This is a genomic window from Aeromonas taiwanensis (assembly GCF_000820165.1).
Classification (GTDB): Bacteria; Pseudomonadota; Gammaproteobacteria; order Enterobacterales; family Aeromonadaceae; genus Aeromonas; species Aeromonas taiwanensis.
In genome coordinates this window covers 1-22,423 of sequence record NZ_CDDD01000030.1, presented here as the reverse complement: position 1 = coordinate 22,423, position 22,423 = coordinate 1, and the positions used below count along the sequence as shown (strand labels likewise).

Annotated in this window: 23 protein-coding genes and 1 riboswitch; of the genes, 13 read left to right on the top strand and 10 right to left on the bottom strand. The window is 62.9% G+C overall.

Features of this window, described 5'->3' with window-relative positions:
• Positions 1-15: 15 nt before the first annotated feature.
• Positions 16-1,509 (top strand): histidine-type phosphatase, encoded by a 1,494-nt coding sequence (locus BN1136_RS05165; RefSeq protein ID WP_043762887.1) that lies wholly within the window; start codon positions 16-18, stop codon positions 1,507-1,509.
• A gap of 51 nt (positions 1,510-1,560) precedes the next feature.
• Here BN1136_RS05165 and BN1136_RS05160 read toward each other — a convergent pair whose 3' ends face one another.
• Complete coding sequence (locus BN1136_RS05160) at positions 1,561-2,427, bottom strand: EamA family transporter (RefSeq protein ID WP_043762889.1); 867 nt, start codon at positions 2,425-2,427, stop codon at positions 1,561-1,563.
• 104 nt (positions 2,428-2,531) lie between these two features.
• On the opposite strand from BN1136_RS05160, the gene BN1136_RS05155 reads away from it, so the two are divergent.
• Positions 2,532-2,990, top strand: coding sequence for an Lrp/AsnC family transcriptional regulator (locus tag BN1136_RS05155; RefSeq protein WP_043762891.1), 459 nt, complete (start codon positions 2,532-2,534; stop codon positions 2,988-2,990).
• A 78-nt stretch (positions 2,991-3,068) separates the two neighbouring features.
• Here BN1136_RS05155 and BN1136_RS05150 read toward each other — a convergent pair whose 3' ends face one another.
• From BN1136_RS05150 to treR, 4 genes are all read right to left on the bottom strand, one after another.
• Positions 3,069-3,680 (bottom strand): sugar O-acetyltransferase, encoded by a 612-nt coding sequence (locus BN1136_RS05150; RefSeq protein WP_043762893.1) that lies wholly within the window; start codon positions 3,678-3,680, stop codon positions 3,069-3,071.
• Positions 3,680-5,344: an alpha,alpha-phosphotrehalase gene (gene treC / locus BN1136_RS05145; RefSeq protein WP_043762895.1), complete on the bottom strand. Its 1,665-nt coding sequence runs from the start codon at positions 5,342-5,344 to the stop codon at positions 3,680-3,682. The genes BN1136_RS05150 and treC overlap by 1 nt, the downstream gene beginning before the upstream one ends.
• 88 nt (positions 5,345-5,432) lie before the next feature.
• The gene (gene treB / locus BN1136_RS05140) at positions 5,433-6,863 is read right to left on the bottom strand and encodes a PTS trehalose transporter subunit IIBC (protein WP_043762897.1); all 1,431 of its coding nucleotides are present in this window, start codon (positions 6,861-6,863) and stop codon (positions 5,433-5,435) included.
• Between the two features lie 186 nt (positions 6,864-7,049).
• A complete protein-coding gene (gene treR / locus BN1136_RS05135; RefSeq protein WP_043762899.1) occupies positions 7,050-7,997 on the bottom strand; it encodes a trehalose operon repressor TreR in 948 nt (315 codons plus the stop codon).
• Positions 7,998-8,136: 139 nt separating this feature from the next.
• Here treR and BN1136_RS05130 point away from each other — a divergent pair, with 139 nt between their 5' ends.
• From BN1136_RS05130 to ansB, 3 genes are all read left to right on the top strand, one after another.
• On the top strand, positions 8,137-9,087 hold the full coding sequence (locus tag BN1136_RS05130; RefSeq protein ID WP_043762901.1) for an AEC family transporter: 951 nt from the start codon (positions 8,137-8,139) through the stop codon (positions 9,085-9,087).
• 116 nt (positions 9,088-9,203) lie between these two features.
• On the top strand, positions 9,204-9,398 hold the full coding sequence (locus BN1136_RS05125) for a heavy-metal-associated domain-containing protein (protein ID WP_043762903.1): 195 nt from the start codon (positions 9,204-9,206) through the stop codon (positions 9,396-9,398).
• A gap of 128 nt (positions 9,399-9,526) precedes the next feature.
• On the top strand, positions 9,527-10,585 hold the full coding sequence (gene ansB / locus BN1136_RS05120; protein WP_043762906.1) for an L-asparaginase 2: 1,059 nt from the start codon (positions 9,527-9,529) through the stop codon (positions 10,583-10,585).
• Between the two features lie 80 nt (positions 10,586-10,665).
• On the opposite strand, the gene BN1136_RS05115 is transcribed toward ansB, so the two are convergent.
• A complete protein-coding gene (locus BN1136_RS05115; RefSeq protein ID WP_043763159.1) occupies positions 10,666-11,652 on the bottom strand; it encodes a sodium:calcium antiporter in 987 nt (328 codons plus the stop codon).
• An 87-nt stretch (positions 11,653-11,739) separates the two neighbouring features.
• A riboswitch (yybP-ykoY riboswitch) is annotated at positions 11,740-11,847 on the bottom strand.
• 180 nt (positions 11,848-12,027) lie between these two features.
• Here BN1136_RS05115 and BN1136_RS05110 point away from each other — a divergent pair.
• Positions 12,028-12,615 carry a superinfection exclusion B family protein gene (locus BN1136_RS05110; protein WP_043762908.1) on the top strand — a complete coding sequence of 196 codons (588 nt, stop codon included), beginning with the start codon at positions 12,028-12,030 and terminating at the stop codon, positions 12,613-12,615.
• 67 nt (positions 12,616-12,682) lie between these two features.
• Here the strand turns inward: BN1136_RS05110 and BN1136_RS05105 are convergent, their stop codons facing one another.
• The 3 genes from BN1136_RS05105 to BN1136_RS05095 all read right to left on the bottom strand — a co-directional run bounded on the left by BN1136_RS05105 (position 12,683) and on the right by BN1136_RS05095 (position 14,233).
• On the bottom strand, positions 12,683-13,141 hold the full coding sequence (locus BN1136_RS05105) for a methylglyoxal synthase (RefSeq protein WP_041211864.1): 459 nt from the start codon (positions 13,139-13,141) through the stop codon (positions 12,683-12,685).
• A gap of 265 nt (positions 13,142-13,406) precedes the next feature.
• On the bottom strand, positions 13,407-13,886 hold the full coding sequence (gene bfr / locus BN1136_RS05100) for a bacterioferritin (protein ID WP_043762911.1): 480 nt from the start codon (positions 13,884-13,886) through the stop codon (positions 13,407-13,409).
• Positions 13,887-14,026: 140 nt separating this feature from the next.
• Positions 14,027-14,233 carry a bacterioferritin-associated ferredoxin gene (locus BN1136_RS05095; RefSeq protein WP_043762913.1) on the bottom strand — a complete coding sequence of 69 codons (207 nt, stop codon included), beginning with the start codon at positions 14,231-14,233 and terminating at the stop codon, positions 14,027-14,029.
• Positions 14,234-14,370: 137 nt separating this feature from the next.
• On the opposite strand from BN1136_RS05095, the gene BN1136_RS05090 reads away from it, so the two are divergent.
• The 6 genes from BN1136_RS05090 (at position 14,371) to BN1136_RS05065 (ending at position 21,306) form a co-directional block, all read left to right on the top strand.
• The gene (locus tag BN1136_RS05090) at positions 14,371-14,685 is read left to right on the top strand and encodes an HlyU family transcriptional regulator (RefSeq protein WP_043762916.1); all 315 of its coding nucleotides are present in this window, start codon (positions 14,371-14,373) and stop codon (positions 14,683-14,685) included.
• Positions 14,682-16,754 (top strand): tRNA(Met) cytidine acetyltransferase TmcA, encoded by a 2,073-nt coding sequence (locus BN1136_RS05085; protein WP_043808161.1) that lies wholly within the window; start codon positions 14,682-14,684, stop codon positions 16,752-16,754. The genes BN1136_RS05090 and BN1136_RS05085 overlap by 4 nt, the downstream gene beginning before the upstream one ends.
• Before the next feature lie 368 nt (positions 16,755-17,122).
• Positions 17,123-18,250 (top strand): cytochrome c oxidase subunit II, encoded by a 1,128-nt coding sequence (coxB, locus tag BN1136_RS05080; RefSeq protein WP_043762918.1) that lies wholly within the window; start codon positions 17,123-17,125, stop codon positions 18,248-18,250.
• A gap of 9 nt (positions 18,251-18,259) precedes the next feature.
• The gene (gene ctaD / locus BN1136_RS05075; protein ID WP_043808158.1) at positions 18,260-19,858 is read left to right on the top strand and encodes a cytochrome c oxidase subunit I; all 1,599 of its coding nucleotides are present in this window, start codon (positions 18,260-18,262) and stop codon (positions 19,856-19,858) included.
• A 9-nt stretch (positions 19,859-19,867) separates the two neighbouring features.
• Positions 19,868-20,422 carry a cytochrome c oxidase assembly protein gene (locus BN1136_RS05070; RefSeq protein WP_043762920.1) on the top strand — a complete coding sequence of 185 codons (555 nt, stop codon included), beginning with the start codon at positions 19,868-19,870 and terminating at the stop codon, positions 20,420-20,422.
• Between the two features lie 2 nt (positions 20,423-20,424).
• The gene (locus BN1136_RS05065; protein WP_043762922.1) at positions 20,425-21,306 is read left to right on the top strand and encodes a cytochrome c oxidase subunit 3; all 882 of its coding nucleotides are present in this window, start codon (positions 20,425-20,427) and stop codon (positions 21,304-21,306) included.
• A gap of 8 nt (positions 21,307-21,314) precedes the next feature.
• Here the strand turns inward: BN1136_RS05065 and BN1136_RS05060 are convergent, their stop codons facing one another.
• Positions 21,315-21,521 (bottom strand): DUF2909 family protein, encoded by a 207-nt coding sequence (locus tag BN1136_RS05060; protein WP_043762924.1) that lies wholly within the window; start codon positions 21,519-21,521, stop codon positions 21,315-21,317.
• Positions 21,522-21,602: 81 nt separating this feature from the next.
• Between BN1136_RS05060 and BN1136_RS05055 the strand changes: the two genes are divergently transcribed.
• Positions 21,603-22,265, top strand: a complete 663-nt coding sequence (locus tag BN1136_RS05055) for an SURF1 family protein (RefSeq protein WP_052365701.1) — start codon at positions 21,603-21,605, stop codon at positions 22,263-22,265.
• Positions 22,266-22,423 lie beyond the last annotated feature (158 nt).

Genomic DNA, 22,423 nt, shown 5'->3' with positions numbered 1-22,423 from the left:
CAAACTGGTTCAAGGATGACTATGTTTCGCGTCTCTACCCTTGCCGCCTGCGTGGCGGCCACCCTGCTGAGCGGCTGCAATTCGGAAAACGACTCCTCGTCGCCCGCCGTCGGCGGCTATCAATACAGCACCAAGGCCGTCTATGCCGCCCGCCAGGATGCGAGCAGCTATGAGGCCGCCCCCGCCGGCTTCACCCCCGTCTTCACCGAGCTGGTGGCCCGTCACGGCTCGCGCTCGCTGTCGAGCCCCAAGTACGACGTGCTGACCAAGCTGGTCTGGGAGGCCGCCGCAAGGCAGGGGGCCTTGACCGAGCTGGGCCAGACGCTCGGCGCCAAGGTGGATGCCGTCACCGACGCCAACCAGACCCTGGGCTATGGCCTGCTGAGTGCGCTCGGCAAGGAGGAGCACGCCAACCTCGCGACCCGGCTCGCCGAGCGGTTGCCCACCCTGCTGACCGGGGGCGCGAGCCCGCTCTGCCTCAAGGTCGAGACCTCGGGCAAGGATCGCGCCAACGAGAGCGCCTACTTCTTCATGCAGAGCCTGGCCAAGCGGGTCTCGCTGGTGGCCGACAGCGCCGACTGCTACGTGAGCCAGGAGAACCCTTCCGAGATCGACAAGGGGCTGCGCAACAAGTTCGAGCTCTACTTCCACAAGACGGAGCCGGAAGGGCAATACGCCCAGTACCTGCCCACCTTCCAGGACTATCAGGCCTTCATCGGGGACGAAGACAACGGAGTGGCTCCCGCCCCCGAGCTGACCGAGGCTCTCGAGGCGCTCAAGGCCCTGCCCAGGACCCGGGTGATGGCCCGCGAGATGCTCGAGCGCCTCTACAGCAAGGCCTTTGTCGACGAGCTGGCCGGTGGCGTCGAGTATGTGGCGGTGAACCCGGAAGACGGCGGCAAGACCTATGTGCACGACGAGGTGGACGCCGCCCTCATGCTCTACAACCTCTTCATCATAGGTCCGGGCATGGTGCGCGAGGCGCAGGCGCAAGGGGCGCCCTGGGATCTGGAGCAGTTCATCACCCCGGAGGAGTCGGCCTGGTTCTCCTACCTCTCCGATGCCGAGGACTTCTACGAGAAGGGGCCGAGCCTTGCCAGCCAGAGCGCCACCTACGCCGTGGCCCAGCCCCTGCTGGACGGCCTGTTCAACGAGGTGCAGACCCAGGTGGTGGAGGGGGCCGGCGAGCACGTCGCCAAGCTGCGCTTCGCCCATGCGGAGACCCTGATCCCGCTGGCGGCCCTGATGCAGCTGGAAGGGAGCCGCCAGAGCGCCCAGCCCGGCGTGCTGATGAGCCAGGAGAACAACGAGTGGCGCGGCGGCTGGGTCTCCCCCTATGCGGCCAACATCCAGTGGGATGTCTACCGCAACGAGGCCGGCCGGGTGCTGGTGAAGATGCTCTACAACGAGAAGGAGCTCGCCTTCAAGGCCGGGTGTATTCCAGTCCAGGCTGGCAGCTTCTTCTATGACTTCGGCGAGCTCAAGCGCTGCTACGGCTATTCATCCTGACGCTCGCGCGTCTCCCCCGGGGCCGGTCATCACCGGCCCCGTTTTTTTGGGTCAGGCCGGGCCGGGCCGTCTTCGTCCCGCATGCCAGGTGGTGCCCATGGAGGCGGCGATGATGGCGGCGATCCCGAGCCACTGGGCGGGGGGCAGCCGCTCTCCCAGCAGCATCAATCCCATCAGGGCCCCCATGGCGGGTTCGCCGCTGGTGAGAATGCCGTAGCTCTTGAGCGGCAACCGACGCAGGGCAAACATCTCCAGCGAATAGGGGAGGGCGCTCGAGAGCAACCCCACCCCCGCGATGGCCAGGATCACGGGCAGGGTGAAGGAGGCCTCGCTCGCCCCGGCGAGGCCGAAGGGGAGCACCAGCAGGGTGCCGACCCACATGCCAAGGGCCGGCGCCTGAACCCCCAGCAGGGCCCCGGCCCGCTTGCCGGTCAGCATGTAGAGCCCCCAGAACACGCCGGCGCCCAGGGCCAGTGCGGCCCCCAGCGGATCGATGGCCTGCTCGGCGGCCTGCAGGGGCAAGAGCAGCAGCAAGCCGACGATGGCCAGCCCGAGCCAGAGGAAGTCTTCCCGGTGGCGGGAGGAGAGCAGCGCCACCGTCAGCGGGCCGGTGAACTCGATGGCCAGCGCCACGCCGAGGGGGATGCGCTCGATGGCCAGATAGAAGAGCAGGTTCATGGCTCCCAGCGAGAGGCCGTAGGGGAGGGCGCCAAGCAGGGTGCGCCGGTCGAAGGGGGCGCGCCAGATGCGAAACACCAGCGACAGGAGAAGGGCGGCACACCCCAGCCGGAACAGGGTGGTACCTGCGGCCCCGAGCAGGGGAAACAGCGTCTTGGCCAGGGAGGCGCCGAGGGTGATCGACAGCATGGCGAGCAGCACAGCCAGCAGGGAGGAGAGGGCGGGGGGATTCGGCGACATGGGTACAAACCTGGGTAAGGGGGAGGTAAGAAAATATATCTGGAGCCCGCCGTAATTTCGGTCTAATACTGCCCCTACGCGATAATCTTTATCTCCTGAGCCCCATGACCGACAAGTTCGACCTGCTCATCCTCGCCGAGTTACAGCAGGATGCCCGTCTGCCCATTCCCGAGCTGGCCCACAGGGTCGGCCTCTCCGCGCCGGCCTGCTACCGCCGCCTTCGCACCCTGCGCGAGGCGGGGCTGATCGAGCGGGAGGTGGCGCTGGTGGCGCCGGCGACCATGGGCTGGCCCATCACCATGCTGGTGCTGGTGACCCTGGAGCGGGATCACGGCCGGATCGTCGACGAGATGATCGCCTGCCTGAAACGGGAGCCCGAGGTGATGGACCTCTGGTACGTCACGGGCGAGCAGGACTTCGTGCTGCAGTTGGCCGCCCGGGACATGCAGAGTTACGAGCAGTTCACCCGGCGCGTGCTGCACGCCAGGGAGCAGGTGCGCAGCTTCAAGACCCTGGTGGTCATGGGGCAGCATAAACGCTGTGGTGCCCTGTTGCCGGTGTGAGAAGGGACAGAGGCGGATTCGTTTAGTCAGGGGGCATGGCGCTTGGAAAGAGGGCAGGCGTGATGCCTGCCCTGAGAGTCAGCCTGCCGCCAGCTCCTCCGCCGTCATGGGGCGCAAGACGCGGCAGGGATTGCCGACGGCGACCACCCCGGGCGGAATATCCCGGGTGACCACGGATCCCGCCCCGATCACGCTGTTGTCCCCTATGGTGACGCCGGGGCAGATGACGACGCTGCCGCCGATCCAGACGTTGTTGCCGATGCGCACCGGCGCCCCGAACTCCACCCCCCTGATGCGCGGCGCCACCGCCACCGGGTGGGCGGCGGTGTAGATCTGCACCCCGGGCGCCAGCAGCACGTTGTCACCGATGTGCACCTCGCACACGTCGAGGATGGTACAGCCCACATTAGCGTAGAAATTCTCCCCCACGAAGATGTTGGCGCCATAGTCGCAATAGAATGGCGGGTTGATGGCGCACTGGGCGCCGCGCCCGCCGAGCAGTTCATGGAGCAGGGCATCCTGCGCCGGCTTCTCCTGCCACTGGGTGTTGAAACTGTGGTAGAGGTGGCGGCAGCGCTCCCGCGCCGCCTTCAGCTCGGGGTCCCCCGCATCATAGGGCTCCCCCGCCACCATCTTCTGCCACTCGGGGCCGCGCACGGCTGGTCGTGTCGCTGTCGTTGCGTCAGTCATCATTGCTCCATCAGCCAGATCAGGGATTCATAAGGGCGCAGTGTGCAGGATCCCGGCTGTGCCAGACCGTCAGGGTAGTTACCAAGCAGCAGGCGGCCCTCGCCATTGGCCAGCTCGGCGGGCAGGGCGAAGTTCACCGGCTCACCGTAGAAGTTGCTCACTACCAGCAGGGTCTGGCCGTCGGCGTGGCGGGCATAGGCCCAGATCTGCGGGTGCCCCGCCAGCAGCTCCTGATAATCCCCCTGGGTGAAGATGGGGTGGGCCTTGCGCAGCCGGATCAGGTCCCGGTAGTGCCAGAACACTGAGTTCTGGTCGGCCAGCGCCGCCTCGGCATTGATCGCGGGGTAGTTGGCGGCTGGCTTGAGCCAGGGCGTCCCGCTGGTGAAGCCGGCATTGTCCGCCGCGCTCCACTGCATGGGCGTGCGGGAGTTGTCCCGGGACTTGGCGCCGAGAATGGCGAGGATCTCGGCCTCACTCATCCCTTCGGCCTGCTTGATGGCGAAGATGTTGCGGCTCTCCACGTCCTGATAGTCATCGATGCACTGATAGCCGGGGTTGGTCATGCCGATCTCCTCCCCCTGATAGATGTAGGGAGTACCCTGCAGACCGTGCAGGGTGCTGGCCAGCATCTTGGCCGCTATCACGCGATGTTCGCCATCGTCGCCGAAGCGGGAGACGATGCGCGGCTGATCGTGGTTGCACCAGAACAGGGCCGACCACCCCTTGCCGTGCATGCCGCTCTGCCAGTGGTTGAAGATGCGCTTGAGCTCGAGGAAATCGAACGGCGCCTTGGTCCACTTGTCGCCATTGGGGTAATCCACCTTGAGGTGGTGGAAGTTGAACACCATGGAGAGCTCGGAACCATCCAGCGCGCCGTAGCGCTGGCAGTGCTCCAGGCTGGTAGAGGACATCTCCCCCACCGTCATGGCGCCGACCGGGGCGAACACGTCACGACTCACGTCCTGCAAAAATTCGTGGATGCGCGGCCCGTCGGTGTAGAAGCGGCGGCCATCGCCACTGTCGTCGCTGGGGAAGCGCTGATCCTTGGAGATGAGGTTGATGACGTCGAGGCGGAAACCGTCCACTCCCTTCTTGGCCCAGAAGTGGATGATCTGTTTCACCTCGGCGCGCACCGCCGGGTTTTCCCAGTTGAGATCCGCCTGCTCGCGGGCAAAGAGATGCAGGTAGTACTGGCCGGTGGCGCTGTCCAGCTCCCAGGCGCTGCCGCCAAACTTGGATTGCCAGTTGTTGGGCACGCCCCCCTCCACCGGGTCCTTCCAGATGTAGTAGTCGCGGTAGGGGCTGTTTTTGTTCCCCAGCGCCGACTTGAACCAGGCGTGCTCGGTGGAGGTGTGGTTGACGACGATGTCCATCACGATGCGGATGTCGCGCGCGTGGGCGGCGGCCAAGAGCGCTTCAAAATCGGCCATGGTGCCGTAGGCGGGATCAATATTCAGGTAGTCGGCGATGTCGTAACCGTTGTCCACCTGAGGGGAGACGTAGACCGGGGTCAGCCAGAGGGCGTCGACGCCGAGGGTCTTGAGGTAGTCGAGGCGGGCCATGATCCCCTTGAGATCACCGGTGCCGCGAGCACCGCTGTCCTGAAAGCTCTTGGGGTAGATCTGGTAAATCACGGCGCTTTGCCACCAGGGTGTCTGTTTCATGGTTGGGTCGCTCATCAGTTGAAACGGGGTTGGTCTGAACAGGCCAAATGAAAAGGGCGGAGCCTGGGCTCCGCCGATGTTGTGTGGATCAGGCCGTGGCCAGATCCAGCTTGCCGGCTGCCTGCTGGCGCTTGTAGACAAGCAGGGTCAGCAGGACTGGCACCACGATGGCCACCAGCATGGCGATGGCGTAGATGCCCCAGTACTGCGGCTGGATGGAGAGGATGCCGGGCAGGCCGCCCACCCCGATGCCGTTGGCCATCACACCTGCAAACCCGCAGATGAGGGCCGCCAGGCTCGAGCCCACCATGGCACACAGCATGGGGAACTTGTACTTGAGGTTGATGCCGTACATGGCCGGCTCGGTTACCCCGAGGTAGGCGGAGATGGCGGCGGGCACCGAGATCTCCCGCTCGTTTTCCTTGCGGCTGATGAGGATGATCCCCACGACCGCAGACGCCTGGGCGATGTTGGAGAGGGCGATCAGCGGCCAGATGGGGGTGCCGCCCATGCTCTGCATCAGCTGCAGGTCCACCGCGTTGGTGGTGTGGTGGATGCCGGTGATGACCAGGGGCGCATAGAGGAAGCCGAACAGGGCCGCACCGATGGGGGCAAACGAACCCGTCATGGCGGCCTTGGCGGCGAAGCCGACGCCGTCACCAATCCAGCGGCCGAACGGGCCGATGAAGGCGTGGGCCACGATCACCGCCAGCAGCAGGGAGACGAAGGGCACGATCACCAGGTAGAGATAGGCCGGGATGATGCGTTTGAGGTTGGTTTCCACCCAGGCGAGGAAGACTCCCGCCAGCAGGGCCGGAATGACCTGGGCCTGATAACCCACCTTCTGGATGACGAAGAGGCCGAAGTCCCAGACTTCCGGAGTCTGCTGGCCGATACCGTAGGCGTTCATCAGCTGGGGCGAGACCAGGGTGATGCCCAGCACTATGCCGAGGATCTCGGATCCGCCCATCTTTCTCACCGCAGACCAGCAGACGCCCACCGGCAGGAAGTGGAAGATGGCTTCCCCCAGCAGCCAGAGGAAGGCGTGGACCTGGGCCCAGAACTGGCTGATCTCCACCAGAGTGTGGGTCCCGTCGTCGAACATCTTGATGTCGCCGATGACGTTGCGAAAGCCCAGGATCAGACCGCCGGTGATGATGGCGGGCAGCAGGGGCACGAAGATCTCCGCCAAGTGGGAGATGCCGCGCTCCAGCGGATTCATGTTCTGGCGGGCCGCCTGTTTGGCGGCATCCTTGCTGGCGCCGCTGACCCCGATCTCCTGGGTCAGTGCCTTGTACCACTGATCCACCTCGTTGCCGATGACCACCTGGAACTGGCCACCCTGGGTGAAGCTGCCCTTCACCGACGGTATGGTCTCGATGGCCTTGGGGTCCGCCTTGGCCGGATCGGCCAGTACGAACCTGAGCCGGGTCAGGCAGTGGCTGACGGTGGTGATGTTCTCCTTGCCGCCGATCCGCTCGATCAACTGCGCCAGATGTTGTGTGTTGACTTTTGACATGAGCCTTCCCTCTGTGACTCCATGAATAATGGTCGTTTCTTTGCCGGCTGGCCAATGACCGCCCGCTTATTGGTATCGTTCCCAGTCAGCATGAGGCCAGTGGCTCGTCACGACAATGGGAACGTTCCCATTTCGTGGCACTGGTCACAAAAAGTGCAAAATGCCGGGAATGGAGGAAAAGATAGACTACAGGGGCTGGCAGGGGGCTATGGTGGCTCTGGGGGGCTGCCCCTCTTCAATCTGATCGAGCAGCTGTCTGGCTGCCAGGATACCGGCGTCCTTGTAGCCGAAATCCAGGCTGAGGGTGTTGGCGAACAGGAAGGGGAGCATGGGGTTGCTGCCGAGGCCGCTGACCAGGATGTCGGTACGCCCCTGCTCTTGCAGGTACTTGGCGGCGCCGATGGCCAGGGTATCGCTGGCGCAGACCATGGCCTGGGTGGTGGGGGTGAGCAGCTCGGCCGCCAGCCGGTAGCCGCTCTGCAGGCCGAGATCCCCGAGGGCGCTGCGGGGCGTGCGCCCCTGCTCATGGCAGTAGTCGAGGTAGGCCTGGTGACGGCGCAACCCTGTGGTGAGATCGCTGCGCTCAACCCCGAGGTAGGCGACGTCCACGAGGCCACGGCGCCCGAGGTGCTCGAGCACGGCCCGCACCGCCCCGTCGTCGTCGAAGCAGACCGACGAGAAGCCGGGCCACTCGCGAGCCATCAGCACCAGCTTCTCCCTGAGCGGCGCCATGGCGGCATAGTCCAGATCGTTGAAGGCGAACAGGATGATGCCGTCCACCCCGCGCCGCTCCAGCACAGCCAGGTGCTCGCTCACCTTGGCGGGGGAGAATTTGCTCTCCATCAGCACGGCGTCGTAGCCACGCTGGTAGAGGGTCTCCAGCATGCCTCGCACCGCCTGGTTCTCGGAGCTGGAGTCCAGACGCGACACGACGATGCCGACCACCTGCTGGCTCTGGCTGCGCATGGCCCTGGCCGATTTGCTTGGCACGAAGCCGTGCTCGGCGATCACCGCCTCGACCCTGGCCCTCGTCTGGGCATTGACCTTGGGATCCTGATTGAGCACCCGGGAGACGGTCGACTTGCCGACCCCGCTGAGGCGAGCGATATCGAGGATGGTCAGTTTCTTTTCCATGAGGGATCCGTGACAGGGGGAGGGTGACAACCGGGATGCCGACATTGTTGTTATTAAGTCCTGTGAATACAAGCCCATGGCGTTAGAATGCCCTTTTCCCTGGCGACTTTCTTCGTCGTCGTTGCACAGGACGCGCATCATGGATCTGTTGGCAAGTCTGCACTTCTCCCTCTCCATCACGGGCCCCATCTGTCTGGTGCTGCTGCTCGGCATCTGGCTCAAGCGGCTGGGGCTGCTGCCTGACAGCTTCGTGGAGTCCGCTTCCCGCCTGGTGTTCCAGGTTACCCTGCCAGCCCTGCTGTTCCTCAGCATGGTGCGCACCGACTTCTCCACCATGCCGAGCCCCTGGCTCATCGTTTACGGCCTGCTCGGCACCCTGGCCGGTTTTCTGGTGCTGGAGATACTGGCAGCCCGCTTCATCCGTGAGCAGAAACTGCGGGGCATCTTCGTGCAGGGCAGCTTTCGCGGCAACATGGGGATCATGGGGCTGGCCTATGTGCAGAACGCCTACGGCCCCGAGGGGATCGGGGCCGCCGCCCTGCTGGTGGGCTCGGTCACCGTGCTCTACAACATCCTCGCGGTGATCACCCTGACCCGTAGCTTGGGGGGCGGAAAGGGGCTCAAACCCATACTCAAGGGGATCGTCAAAAACCCCCTCATCATTGCCATCCTGGCGGCGCTGCCCTTCGGTCTGCTTGGTATCGAGCTGCCCCAGCTGGTGATCACCACGGGCAACTACTTCGCCAACATGACCCTGCCGCTGGCCCTGCTGTGCACCGGCGCCAGCCTCAACCTCAAGGCCCTGCGCGGCGGCGCCATGCTGACCGGCTGGGCCACGGTCAACCGGCTGTGCTGCATCCCCGTGTTGCTGGTACTGGGCGCCTGGGCACTCGGGTTCAGCCCGCAGGCCCTCGGCATCCTGTTCCTCATCAGCTCCACCCCCACCGCCGCCGCCAGCTATGTGATGACCCGCGCCATGGGCGGTGACAGTGCCCTCGCAGCCAACATCATCGCCACCACCACCCTGGGCTCGCTCGTCACCACCAGCCTGGGGGCTGCCCTGATGAACTATCTGGGGCTGATGGGGTGAGGTGATGGACGTCAGCATCATCATGACCATGCCGGGATCTTTGCCCAGCACAGGGGCTTGACCTTGCCGCGGGCGGCAGCTTTAGGCTGATTGCACATCAACAGAGGAGGTATCCCATGACCATTCAACTGACCGTTTCCGGCATGTCCTGTGGTGGCTGCGCCGCCAGCCTGCAAAAAGCGCTGCTGGCCCAGCCAGCCGTCAGTGAAGCCAGCGTCGACTTCGCCAGCAGCAAGGCCGTCATCGAGAGCGAGCTGAGCAAGGAAGAGCTGATCGCCCTGATCGAAGCCCGGGGGTTCACCGCGGAGTGAGTTATCACCTAAGTGGTAAAAAACAGACCAATATTCTGTTTACTTCTTTTTATTGGTGAGAGTGATCACTTAAATCCCGTTTAAAAAGAATAAAAATGCTGCAATCAACCCATAAGAAGGATTGCAGCATGACCCTCCCTCTCCGCAAGACCCTGCTTGCCGCCGTACTCGGACTGACACTCTCCCCCATGGCCATGGCGCTGCCGAGCGTGCACATACTGGCCACCGGCGGCACCATCGCCGGAGCCGGGCAGTCCGCTACCCAGTCCAACTACGAGGCTGGCAAGGTGGCCATCGAGACGTTGATCGCGGCCGTCCCCGAGATGAAGAACGTGGCCGAGGTGCAGGGGGAACAGGTGGTCAAGATCGGCTCCCAGGACATGAACGACGAGGTGTGGCTCAAGCTCGCCAAGCGGGTCAACGAGCTGCTGGCCAAGGACGACGTGGACGGCATCGTCATCACCCACGGCACCGACACCATGGAAGAGACCGCCTACTTCCTGAACCTTACCGTGAAGAGCGACAAGCCGGTGGTGCTGGTCGGCGCCATGCGCCCCTCCACCGCCATGAGCGCCGATGGCCCCATGAACCTCTACAACGCCGTGGTCACCGCCTCCGATCCCGCCTCCAAGGGGCGTGGCGTCATGGTGGCGATGAACGATACCGTGCTGGATGCCCGCGACGTCACCAAGACCAACACCACCGGCGTGCAGACCTTCGCCGCCCCGAACTTCGGCCCGCTCGGCTACATCCACAATGGCAAGATAGACTACCAGCGCAGCCCGGCCCGGCTGCACACCAGCCAGACGCCGTTCGACGTGAGCAAGCTCGACAAGCTGCCCCGGGTCGGCATCGTCTACAGCTACGCCAACGCCTCGGATCTGCCGGCCAAGGCCCTGGTGGATGCCAAGTTTGACGGCATCGTCAGCGCCGGGGTGGGTAACGGCAACCTCTACCACACCCTGTTCGACACCCTGGCCCAGGCGAGCAAGGACGGTATTCGCGTGGTGCGCTCCGCCCGAGTGCCGACCGGCGCCACCACGCTGGATGCGGAGATCGACGACGCCAAGTACGGCTTCGTGGCGGCCGAGACCCTGAACCCGCAGAAGGCGCGTATCCTGCTGATGCTCGCTCTGACCCAGAGCAAGGATCCGGCCCAGATCCAGCGCTGGTTCCAGCAGTTCTAAGCAGCCCGTCCCGCGTTGGCTGACGCGGGGTGCCGGCCATGAAGGGGGCGGGAGATACCCGCCCTTGTTCATGGCGCTCGTCAGCTTGCGATCAGCCAGCCGCAGAAGCCCAGATAGAAGAGTCCCGCCAGGGCGAGCCTGCCCGCCGTCATCCATTCCCGCCGAAAGCCCCACCACAGGATCACCACCGCCAGCAGCGTCACCAGGGACGAGGCCATCATGACGTCGTCCAGCAACCAGGGGGTGAACAGCAGGCAGAATGCCTTGGGGATGGTGCCTTGGATCATCATGGCGCCGGATAAATTGGCCAGCGCCAGCCGGTACTTACCCTGCCGTACCCAGAGCAGCACGTTCATCAGCTCCGGCATCTCGGTGGCCACCGGGCTCAGCAGCAGGGCTGCCAGCACGGGGGAGAGGCCAGCCAGCTCCCCCAGACTCTCCAGTTGATGGACGAACAGCTGGGCCGCCAGCGCCATCGCCATCAGGGCCGTCAGGGTCTGCAGCAGTACCTTGCCGAGCGTCGGGATCCTGGCGTGCGGATCCAGCCTGAGCGGTTCGGGCGGCTCGACCTCGTGGAGGTCGGTCTGCCTCAGCTCGCGCCTCACGTAGGCGAGGTACACCAGCACGAACAGGGAGGCCAGCCAGGCTTTGCCGGTGAAAGCCAGGGTGCCGAGCAGCACCGCCAGCAGGAAGATGCCGATGAACCAAGCCTGGTCACGGGCGGTGTCGTGCAGCACCTCCCTGTCCATGATCCTGTGGGCCGGGCTCATGCACAGCAGCAGGAGCAGGCCGACGGCGCCATAGCCCAGGGTGGCCAGCACCAGGGGGCCGCCGAGGGCCGCCCCTATCCCGATCTGCTGCTGGGCGGGGGCCTGCCCCATCAGCAGGGCGGTCAGGGTGACGATGCATTCCGGCAGGGCCGTGCCGAGGGCCGCCAGCAGGGAGCCGGTGGCGCTCTGGGAGAGTCGGAAGTGATGGCCAACCCATTCGATGCCGTTGACGAAGTATTCGCAGGCCCGGTAGATGGTGATGGCAGAAAGCAGAAATAACAGCAGGGTGATCAGCATATGAGTAGCCGCCAGGCGAGCAGGATAACCGATGGACTCGACATGGCTCGCCTGGCTGGCGTACATGTCGAGGCCAAAGGTCTTGCAGAGCGATGGATGTCATCGCCGCCCATGCCATGGACCTGTGGATCCAAGCGTGTTGACATGAGCCCTGCCCGGATCGCGGGCGGGTTGCTACTCCCCTATGACAGTGGGGGCGTTGTACCAAGCCGGCGGCCGCCCCACAAGGCAAAACCGGGAGATCGCGGGGACCAAGTTGTAAGGGGATGTAACGCCGGCCCGCCGGGATCCTGATCTTTCCCCCGGGGTCTGCGCTCTGGCACAGGGATTGCTATGAGTTGGCTACTGTCCACATTGACTTGGGAAGGGTGAACGATGAAACGGTGGATCCAACATTTTTATCAGCTGAACCGCCTCAACTGGCTGATGGTCTGGCTGCTGCTCTGCTGCAGCATCATTCTGCTGTTCCCAGCCGGCCTGATGAAGGGGGCCGTGAGCCAGTGGGCCACGGCCCACGCCGCCTGGCTCGGGGTCGGCATGCTGATCGCCATCTCCTATTTCTGCAGCCAGGGCTTCCTGATCGCCTGGGAGTGGGCCTGTGACGAGTGGCAGTCCCGCCGCCAGAAGGACCAGCTGGCCCAGATGATCGGCTTCCTCGATTTCAACGAAAAGGCGGTGCTGCGCGAGTTCGTGCTGCAGCGTAAAAGCGTCATAAACCTGCCGATCACCGAACCTGCCGTCAAAAACCTGATGGATGCCGGCGTGCTGACCTATGCCTATGGCAAGCCGGTGCGGGAAAAAGAGGACGAGAACCAGATCCGCGCCCTGATGATCGCCCTGCCGGCCCGCCCCCTGCTCACCTACAAGGTGCTGGGGTTGTCGCGCGGCAAGATGAGCGACGAGCAGGTGGAGCAGATCATGAACGCCAGACCCAAGTTCGCGCAGAAGAGCCTTCAGCGCTGACCTTTCCCCATCCCCATAACTGAAAAGAGCCGGACACTTGTTCCGGCTCTTTGCTGTCTGGCGTGGGTTACTCGGTTCTGGCCTTGAGATAGCCGGCGTAGTCGGGCACCTGCACGCTGAAGGCCTGCTGCATGTGCGGGCTGTCCATGATGAAATCCGCCGTCGCCTCGTTGGTGGCGACCGGGATGTTCCAGACTGCGGCGAGGCGCAGCAGCGCCTTGACGTCAGGATCGTGAGCGGCGGGATTGAGGGGATCCCAGAAGAAGATCATCACGTCTATCTTCCCTTCGGCGATGAGGGCGCCGAGCTGCTGATCCCCCCCCATGGGGCCGGAGAAGAGACAGGTGATGGGCAGCTGCGCCTTCTTGCCGAGCAGGGTGCCCGTGGTGCCGGTCGCATAGAGATGGTGGAGCTTGAGCTCCTCCTTGCGGCGCAGCACCCAGTTCAACAGCGGGGCCTTCATGTTGTCGTGAGCCACCAGGGCGACCCGCTTGTGGGGCGCCATCTCGCGTGCAATCAGTTCCATGGAGTTCATCCGTAGCAAAGTGATGGGATTGGGGCGGTATCCTAATCGAAAGCGACCCGCGTCGCTGCGCCATGCATCGTAACTGTGATCGCGGTGACGGTTCAATGTGGCGCAAGGTGCGTCTCGGCAGAGGGAAGGAGGCGGGTCACGGGATACGGGAATATGGTCTCGATCTGTGAGGGCTCACGACAAGGGCTATGTGCGGTGTGCATGAGGTGCGGTGCAGAAAAAAACCCGCCTGGGCGGGTCGTTTCTCGTCGGGGATTCAGGATGGTTCCGAGTGGAGCTGGGATTGCTGGTAATTTTCCAGACCGATGCGCTCGATGAGGTCGAGCTGGGTTTCCAGCCAGTCCACGTGTTCTTCTTCATCCTCCAGGATATCCTGGAACAGGTCGCGGCTGACGTAGTCCTGCACCGACTCTGCGTAGGTGATGGCTACCTTCAGGTCAGGGATGGCGTCCATCTCCAGTGACAGGTCACAGCGCAGCATCTCCTCCACCGTCTCACCGATGCGCAGCTTGCCCAGATCCTGCAAGTTGGGCAGTCCTTCCAGAAACAGCACCCGCTTGACCAGCTCGTCGGCATGTTTCATCTCATCGATAGACTCATGATACTCCTTGTGCCCGAGCCCCTTGAGGCCCCAGTCATCGTAGATGCGGGCATGCAGGAAGTATTGGTTGATGGCTACCAGTTCATTGGCCAGCACCTTGTTGAGGTGGGCAATGATTTTGGGATCTCCTTTCATCGACATTACTCCTCGTGTTCGAGCCTAGGGCAAGGATCACTAGAGCTTAGTCCAGAAAGATGACAATCAGGGGATGGCGAATCGGCACTCCTGACACGAGGAGCATTCGCTTGGGGTGGCGAGGGTCTACAGGCGAGGTATCAGGCCACTTCGTAGTAGAGTGGCGCCTGCTCCGACTCCATCTTGTCCAGCTCTGCGGCGATGATCTCCATCGTCATGCGCACGCACTTGCCACATTGGGCCCCGACTTCCAGCGATTGCTTCAGTTGCCGGAACTCGGTCTTGCCTGCCTGTACCGCCTTGCGGATCTGGTTATCTGTGATGCCGCGGCACAAACACACGTACATAATATGGACCTCATGCTGGAATGAGAGAAATCTAAATGAGAATGGTTCGTAGTGCAAAGAACGAATCGTAATAAGATCCCGCGCTTGCTACCGATTCCCCCCTTGGGGAGAATGCCACCATCAGAGAGGAGGCGAACATGCTCAAGAAACTACTCAATGCCTTGTTCAAGGGACAACCTGCCCAGCACACCGAGGTCACGCCGACCGAATATGCCGGTTATCTCATCTATCCCGAGCCCATGGCAGAGGGGGGGCAGTTCCGGCTGGCGGGTCGCATCACCAGGGAGGTGGACGGGGTCGTGCAGACCCATCGCTTCATTCGCTCCGATCTCTTCGTAAGCCCCGCCGATGCCGAGCGCTTCATGGTGCAGAAGGCCCACACCTTCATCGATCAGATGGGGGATCGCATGTTTGAACCCAGGATCAAACCGGAACACAACCCGGCACCATGAGTCCTGTCGAACTGGCCACCTTGCGCCAATCCCTTGCCCGCGCCGGTGAACGGCGTCTGATCTGGCTGGAAGGGGAGGAGGCGGACTGCATCGCCCGTGCCGAACCCCTGTTGGGGGAGGCCGTGTTCTGGCTGGGCAATGGGCCAGAACGTCACGGGCCCTTGCCCGCCGCCAAGGCACTGCAGCGGCTCGGCCAGGAGTGCGACACCCTGATCTTCAACGCTTTCAGCGGCTTTCACCCCGATGCATTCGGTGCCTTGTCGGGCACGCTGCGGGCGGGGGGGCTGTTGCTGCTGCTGACGCCGCCCAGAGAGGCGTGGCCGGCGTATCCGGATCCGGACAGGTTGAGGCTGGTTGCCCAGCCCGAGGACGCCGCTCGGGCAGGGCACGGGTTCATCGCCCGCCTGGTGCGGCTGCTGGCGGGGGATCCTGCGCTCTCCTTGGATCCCGTATACAAGGGCGAGCCCTGGCATCCCCTGGATGTGAGCCGGCCATTGAGCGCGGATCAGGCCCTCGGGTTGCCCGCTATCCACAAGGTGCTTTACGGCCATCGCCGGCGCCCCCTGGTGTTGAGTGCCGATCGCGGACGCGGCAAGAGCGCCTTGCTGGGGCTGGCCAGCGCAGATCTGCTGAGCCGGGATCCCGCCTTGACGATAGCGGTGACGGCCCCCTCGCAGGCGACTGTCGCCACCCTCTTCGCCCATGCCGAAGCGGCGCTGGGCAACATGCCAGAGAGGCTGGCGGGGTTGACCTATGTCTCGCCAGACCGGGTGGCCCGGGGAGAGGTGCAGGCGGATCTGCTGCTGGTGGACGAGGCGGCCGCCATACCGACACCGCTTCTGGAGGCTATGCTGGCCCGCCACAGCCGCATCGTCTTCGCCACCACGGAACATGGTTATGAGGGAACGGGACGTGGTTTTCACCTGCGCTTCAAGCAGGTGCTGGATCGGGAAACCCCGGACTGGCAGGAGCTGCACCTGGCGGAGCCCATTCGCTGGAGCAGGCACGATCCGCTGGAGCCCCTGACCTTCCGGCTGCTCGGCCTCCACGCCGACACAGTGGCACCGCAACCGCCGACGACCGCCAGCTGGCGACGGCTGGAGCAGGCCGCACTGGCTGGTGATGAGGCCCTGCTCAACCGGGTATTCGGCCTGCTCGTGCTGGCCCATTACCAGACCAGCCCCAGCGATCTCAGGTACTTGCTGGAGGGGCCGGATCTCGACATCCACCTGCTGGAGCAGGGTGATGCGCTGCTCGGTGTGGCGCTGGTGGCGCGGGAGGGCAATATCTTCCCTGAATTGGCCCAGGACATCTGGGCGGGACGGCGGCGTCCTCGCGGCCATCTGCTACCCCAGTCGCTGCTGGCCCACGCCGGGTTCATCACGGCAGGGGAGCGCACCTATGCCAGAGTGATGCGCATCGCCATTCACCCCGGTCTGCATCGCCTGGGGCTGGGTTCCTTGCTGCTGGACAGGCTGGAGACGCACTATCGCACATTGGGGGTCGACTATCTGGGATCCGCCTTCTCCGCCAGCCCCGAACTGCTGCCATTCTGGCTCAAGGGTGGGCTGAGGGTGCTGCGCATCGGCCTGCAGCGGGACGCCGCGAGCGGCAGTCATGCGGCCTTGCTGCTGAAGCCGCTGCAAGCTGAACGCCATGCGGAGCTGGTTCAATGGCGCCAGCGCTTCGTGAGCCAGCTGCCGACCCTGCTCGCGGGAGAGCTCAGGCAGCTGGATGCCGAGCTTGTCTGGCTGTGCCTGAGAGGGGAGCAGGTTGTCGGGGCGCCCGAGCTGGATGCCTTCGAGCATCAGGAGCTCGACTGCTTCGCCCATCACCACAAACCGTTCGAGTTGTGCCAGGCCACGCTGCAACGCTGGCTGGGGAGCAAGATGGCGTTGCTGGATGACCTGAGCCCCGGCGAGCGTCGGCTGTTGATTGCCACCATCTGGCAATATGCGCCCTGGGCCGAACTCGCCGCAGCACAGGGTCTGGCTGGCAAGCCTGCCCTGATCAAGGCCCTGCGCGCCCTGCTGGCCAGGTTGCTGGCACCGAGGGTACCCGGGGGCTGACCGCCGGACTGGCGCATCGCCGAGATATGCACGAGGGGCCTGATGGCCCCTTGTTCATATCGGGCCTCTTGCCTTGCTATCTGTCTTGGGACTGAGGCCTACGCCGGACGGATACGAATCAAAAGGGAGACCCAGTCGGCAGGCCATCTCGTTCGGACTGCCTGCCCATACTGCTCGGATGAGTACTGCCTCGCGTGCCGGCATTTTGGTTTTTTCCGAATATCGACTAATACTTGAATGTAAATGGCAGTTTAATAAGTTTATTTATTTCAAATGGTTAGCCTTATTGGTAGTTAATGCCGTCCATCTTTTCTAACGTGCACAGGGAGTGCAATGTGGGAAAAAATGCAGTTAACCATGGCGCCTGGATGATGTGGCTTGTCAGCAGCAGCGCCTTCGCCAACGACATCTCCTTCAACATGACGCGCGGGGTGACCGCCATCAGTCAACAGGTCTATGACCTGCACATGACGATCTTCTACATCTGTTGCGCCATCGGCCTGCTCGTCTTCGGCATCATGCTTTGGTCCATCGTGTGCCATCGAAAGTCTCGCGGTGCCAAAGCCGCTCAATTCCACGAGAGTACCCGCGTCGAGCTGCTCTGGACGGCGATCCCCGTGCTGATCCTGATCGCGATGGCGGCCCCGGCGACCTCCACCTTGCTGAAGATGGAAGACACCTCCAAGGCCGACCTGACCGTGCTCGTCACGGGATCGCAATGGAAGTGGCATTACAAATATCTTGAGCATCCGGTGGCGTTCTACTCCCTGCTGGCGACCAGCAAGAAACAGATCTCGGGCGGCGAGCCCAAAAGTGACAACTATTTGCTAGAGGTAGATCAGCCTCTGGTATTGCCCGTAGGCAAGAAGATCAGGTTCCTGATGACCTCGGACGACGTCATCCACTCCTGGTGGGTGCCCGCCTTCGCCGTGAAGAAAGACGCCAACCCCGGATTCATCAATGAAGCCTGGACCCGGATCGACAAGGCCGGCACCTATAGAGGTCAGTGCGCCGAGCTGTGCGGCAAGGATCACGGCTTCATGCCCATCGTGGTGGTGGCCAAGCCTGCCGGGGAGTTCGATGACTGGATTGCGAAGGTGGCGGCAGATCAGGCGGCAGCCAAGGAACAGCAACAGGCACAGGTCGCGGAGAGCATGACGCTGCCACAGGCCATGGAGCTGGGAGAGAAGATCTATCTGGGGCATTGTGCTGCCTGCCACCAACCCGCCGGAACCGGACTGCCCGGCATCTTCCCGGCGCTCAAGGGCAGCAAGGTGACCACGCTGGCGGAGAATCGGGCCCAGCATCTGGACATCGTCCTCCACGGCAAGAGCGGCACGGCGATGCAACCCTTCGGCAAGCAATTGACGGCGCAGGAGCTTGCCGCTGTCATCACCTATGAACGCAATGCCTGGGAGAACAAGACCGGCGATCTCATTCAGGCTGCCGAGGTGCAGTCCCTTCTGAACCCAGTCGAACTCAACAAGGACAAATGAGGTGCCGGCATGAGCGATGGAATCACAGATACCCTGCACAGCGAGCATGTCCACCAACCGGCATCGGGTCTGAAGCGCTGGCTGTACACGACCAACCATAAAGACATCGGTACCCTCTATCTGCTCTTCGCCCTGACCATGTTTTTTACCGGCGGCGCCATGGCCATGGTGATCCGGGCCGAGCTGTTTCACCCGGGCTTGCAGCTGGTTGAGCCCCTCTTCTTCAACCAGATGACCACGGTGCACGGCCTCATCATGGTCTTTGGTGCCGTCATGCCCGCCTTCACCGGCCTGGCCAACTGGCTGATCCCCATGATGATCGGTGCCCCCGACATGGCATTGCCCCGGATGAACAACTGGAGTTTCTGGATACTGCCGTTTGCATTTCTGATCCTGCTGTCGAGCCTCTTCATGGAAGGGGGGGGGCCCAGCTCGGGCTGGACCTTCTACGCGCCTCTTTCGACCAAGTACAGCGGCAACAGCACGGCGTTGTTTGTGTTTGCGATCCACATCATGGGGATTTCCTCCATCATGGGGGCCATCAACGTCATCGTCACCATCTTCAACTTGCGGGCCCCCGGCATGGGCTGGATGCAGATGCCGCTCTTTGTCTGGACCTGGCTCATCACGGCCTTCCTGCTCATCGCCGTCATGCCGGTGCTGGCGGCGGCGGTGACCATGGTGCTGACGGACAAATACTTTGGCACCAGCTTTTTCGATGCTGCTGGAGGCGGGGATCCCGTCATGTTCCAGCATATCTTCTGGTTCTTCGGGCACCCGGAAGTCTACATCATGATCTTGCCGGCCTTCGGCATCGTCTCCAGCATTATCCCGACCTTCTCCCGCAAGCAGCTGTTCGGTTATCGCTCCATGGTTTATGCCACCAGCAGCATCGCCTTGCTCTCCTTCATGGTCTGGGCACACCACATGTTCACAACAGGATTGCCGGTCGTGGCCGAGCTGTTCTTCATGTACACCACCATGCTGATCGCGGTGCCGACCGGAGTGAAGGTGTTTAACTGGGTTGCCACCATGTGGCGCGGTTCCCTGACGTTCGAGACCCCCATGCTGTTCGCCATCGCCTTCATCACCCTGTTCACCATAGGCGGCTTCTCCGGGCTGATGCTGGCCATGACGCCGGCGGACTTCCAGTATCACGACACCTACTTCGTGGTGGCCCATTTCCATTACGTGCTGGTCACAGGTGCTGTCTTCTCGATCCTGGCCGCCGCGTATTACTGGCTGCCAAAATGGACGGGGCACATGTATGACGAGCGGCTCGGCCAGTGGCACTTCTGGTGCTCGCTCGTCTCGGTCAATGTGCTGTTCTTCCCCATGCACTTCGTCGGCCTGGCGGGCATGCCTCGCCGTATTCCGGATTACGCCCTGCAATTTGCCGATTTCAACATGCTGATCAGTCTCGGCGGCTTTGCCTTCGGGTTGTCACAACTTCTGTTTGTCTGGGGAGTGATCAAGTGCATCCGGGGGGGGAGGCAGGTGAGTGATCAGGTATGGGAGGGGGCGCAGGGGCTGGAGTGGACGCTCTCCTCACCACCGCCTTACCACAGCTTCAAGACACCGCCCGACATCCGGCCGGAAGAGAAGTAAGGAGGCACCATGGCACAGGTTAATCACGGCCCTCTGCTCAGAAAGCTGGCCCTGGTCGTGCTCGCCATGTTTGGCTTTGCCTTTGCGCTGGTCCCACTCTATGACGTCTTCTGCCGGATGACGGGTCTCAATGGCAAGACCGACGCTCAGCCAGCCACGATGGAACGGGCGGTGCCCGACAGTACGCGGAGCATACAGGTCGAATTTCTTGCCCATGCGGATAGCCGGATGCCCTGGGAGTTCAGCGGCGAAACGGTGCGACTGTCGGTGCGACCGGGGGACGTGAAGCAGGTCAATTACCGGGTATTCAACCCCACCGAGCGCACCATGGTGGGCCAGGCGGTGCCGTCCGTCTCCCCCGGCCCCGCGGCAGCCTACCTGAAGAAGGTGGAGTGTTTCTGCTTCAACCGCCAGGAGTTGCAGGCAGGAGAGAGCAAGCTGATGCCGCTCAAGTTCTATATCGATCCGGCCCTGCCTGACGACATCAACACCATCACGCTCTCCTACTCGCTCTATGACATAACCCAGCCCAAGCCGACCCCGGCACTCGCCCAGAGGAAATAGCCATGGCCAAGGTGAACCAGAATTATTACATACCTGAGCAGAGCCGTTGGCCCATCATAGGTGCCATCGCCCTGTTTCTCCTGGCTCTGGGGGCGGGACATCTGGTCAATGAGAGCGCGAGTGGCCAGGCCGGTATCGGTCGCTATCTGATGATGGCCGGGGTGGCCCTGCTGGCGTTCATGCTGTTCGGCTGGTTCCGCCATATCATCCACGAGTCCATGACCGGGCTCTACAGCGCCCAGATGGACAGATCCTTCAGGCAGGGCATGGTCTGGTTCATCTTCTCCGAGGTGATGTTCTTTCTGGCCTTCTTCGGCGTGCTGTTCTATGCCCGTCAGCTCGCCATGCCCTGGTTGGACGGAGCAGGTAGCAAGGTGATGACAGGCCAGTTGCTCTGGCCGGATTTCACTGCCCATTGGCCCCTGCTCAAGACCCCGGGAGGCACCACCACCCAGGCCATGCCCTGGCATGGCATCCCCCTTGTCAACACTGTGATCCTGCTCGGCTCCTCCGTCACCCTGCTGCTTGCGCATACGGGGCTGGAAGCGGGGAGACGGACCCGTCTCAAGGGGATGCTGCTGATGACAGTGGTACTGGGGCTGACATTCCTGTGGCTGCAGGGCTATGAATACCTTCATGCGTACCGGGAGCTGGGACTGCGGCTTGACTCCGGCATCTATGGTAATACCTTCTTCATTCTGACCGGGTTCCACGGTCTGCACGTCATGCTGGGCACCCTGTTCCTGACCATCATCTGGCTGCGCATCATGCTGAGGGATCATTTCACCCCACAGCGCCATTTCGCCTTCCAGGCTGCGGCCTGGTACTGGCACTTCGTCGACGTGGTCTGGCTCTGTCTGTTCGTCTTCGTCTATCTGCTCTGAAGTCGCCCTCAGTAGGGGCGCTGATTGGGCTCCAGCCAGCCCATCATGACGGCGAGCAGCAGAAGGACGATCACCAACAGGGAGAGGAAGACGCGGCGCCCCAGAGGGGTCGACATCTTTTGCGTGTGACCTGCGCTCATCATCAGCCAGAGGGCGTGAAACAGCTGTCCGATGATGAGCAGCAGCATGAGTACCAGCACCACCTTGATCAACATGTTGGGATCCTCCGTGATATGCGTGACTTGGCAACGTGGAACAAACAACGCCCCTGGCACCACAGACGCTGGCTCGTACTCTTGTTTACTCTGGTTGTGACCGCCGGTTTGTGCAAGCTGGCGCTCTGGCAGTGGCAGCGCGGGGTGGAGAAGGCGTCTTGGCTGGAGCGGATGGCGGCGGCACAACAGGCACCGCCACAAACGCTGGCCCAGCTCGACTGGAGCGACCCGGCGTCAGTGGACGGTCTGGCATTGCAGGGTGAAGTCGAGTGGGTATCTCCCTATATCTGGTTGCTGGACAACCAGGCTGCCGGGGGGGAGATCGGCTATGACGTGCTCATTCCGGTGCGAGCCCCCAACGCCTCCATTTTATTGCTGGTGAACCTGGGCTGGGTGTCCGCCCCCGCGAGCCGTGCTCAGCTGCCAAGGCCCGTTATCCCGGCCACCCTGGCGCTCGATGGCGTGTTGCGTACGGCCCCCGGCGGCCTCCTGCTGGGTCAGAATATCGAGTCCGGCCCCTATCCAAACCGGTTGCAGTCCATCAGGTCGGAGGCCCTGGGCGAGGTCATGGGAGCGCCTCTCGCAGACGCCGTGTTCTACCAGCAGCGGACTCCCTTCTTCTATCACTACCAGCCGAATGTCATGCCCCCAGAGAAGCACCGGGCTTATGCGGTGCAATGGCTCGGATTGGCGCTGGTGGTGCTGGTGGGCGGTCTGGTGCTAACGAGGAGGATGTCACCATGAATCCATGGCGTAGATGGCGCGTTCCCGTGCTCTTTGCTCTGGTGATCCTGCTGCCGGTGCTACTGGCGGCCCTGACCCTGAAGCAGGGCTGGTATGAAGCGGGCACCCGTAGCAAGGGGGTCTGGATGAATCAGGAGATCTATCTTATAAACATCTCC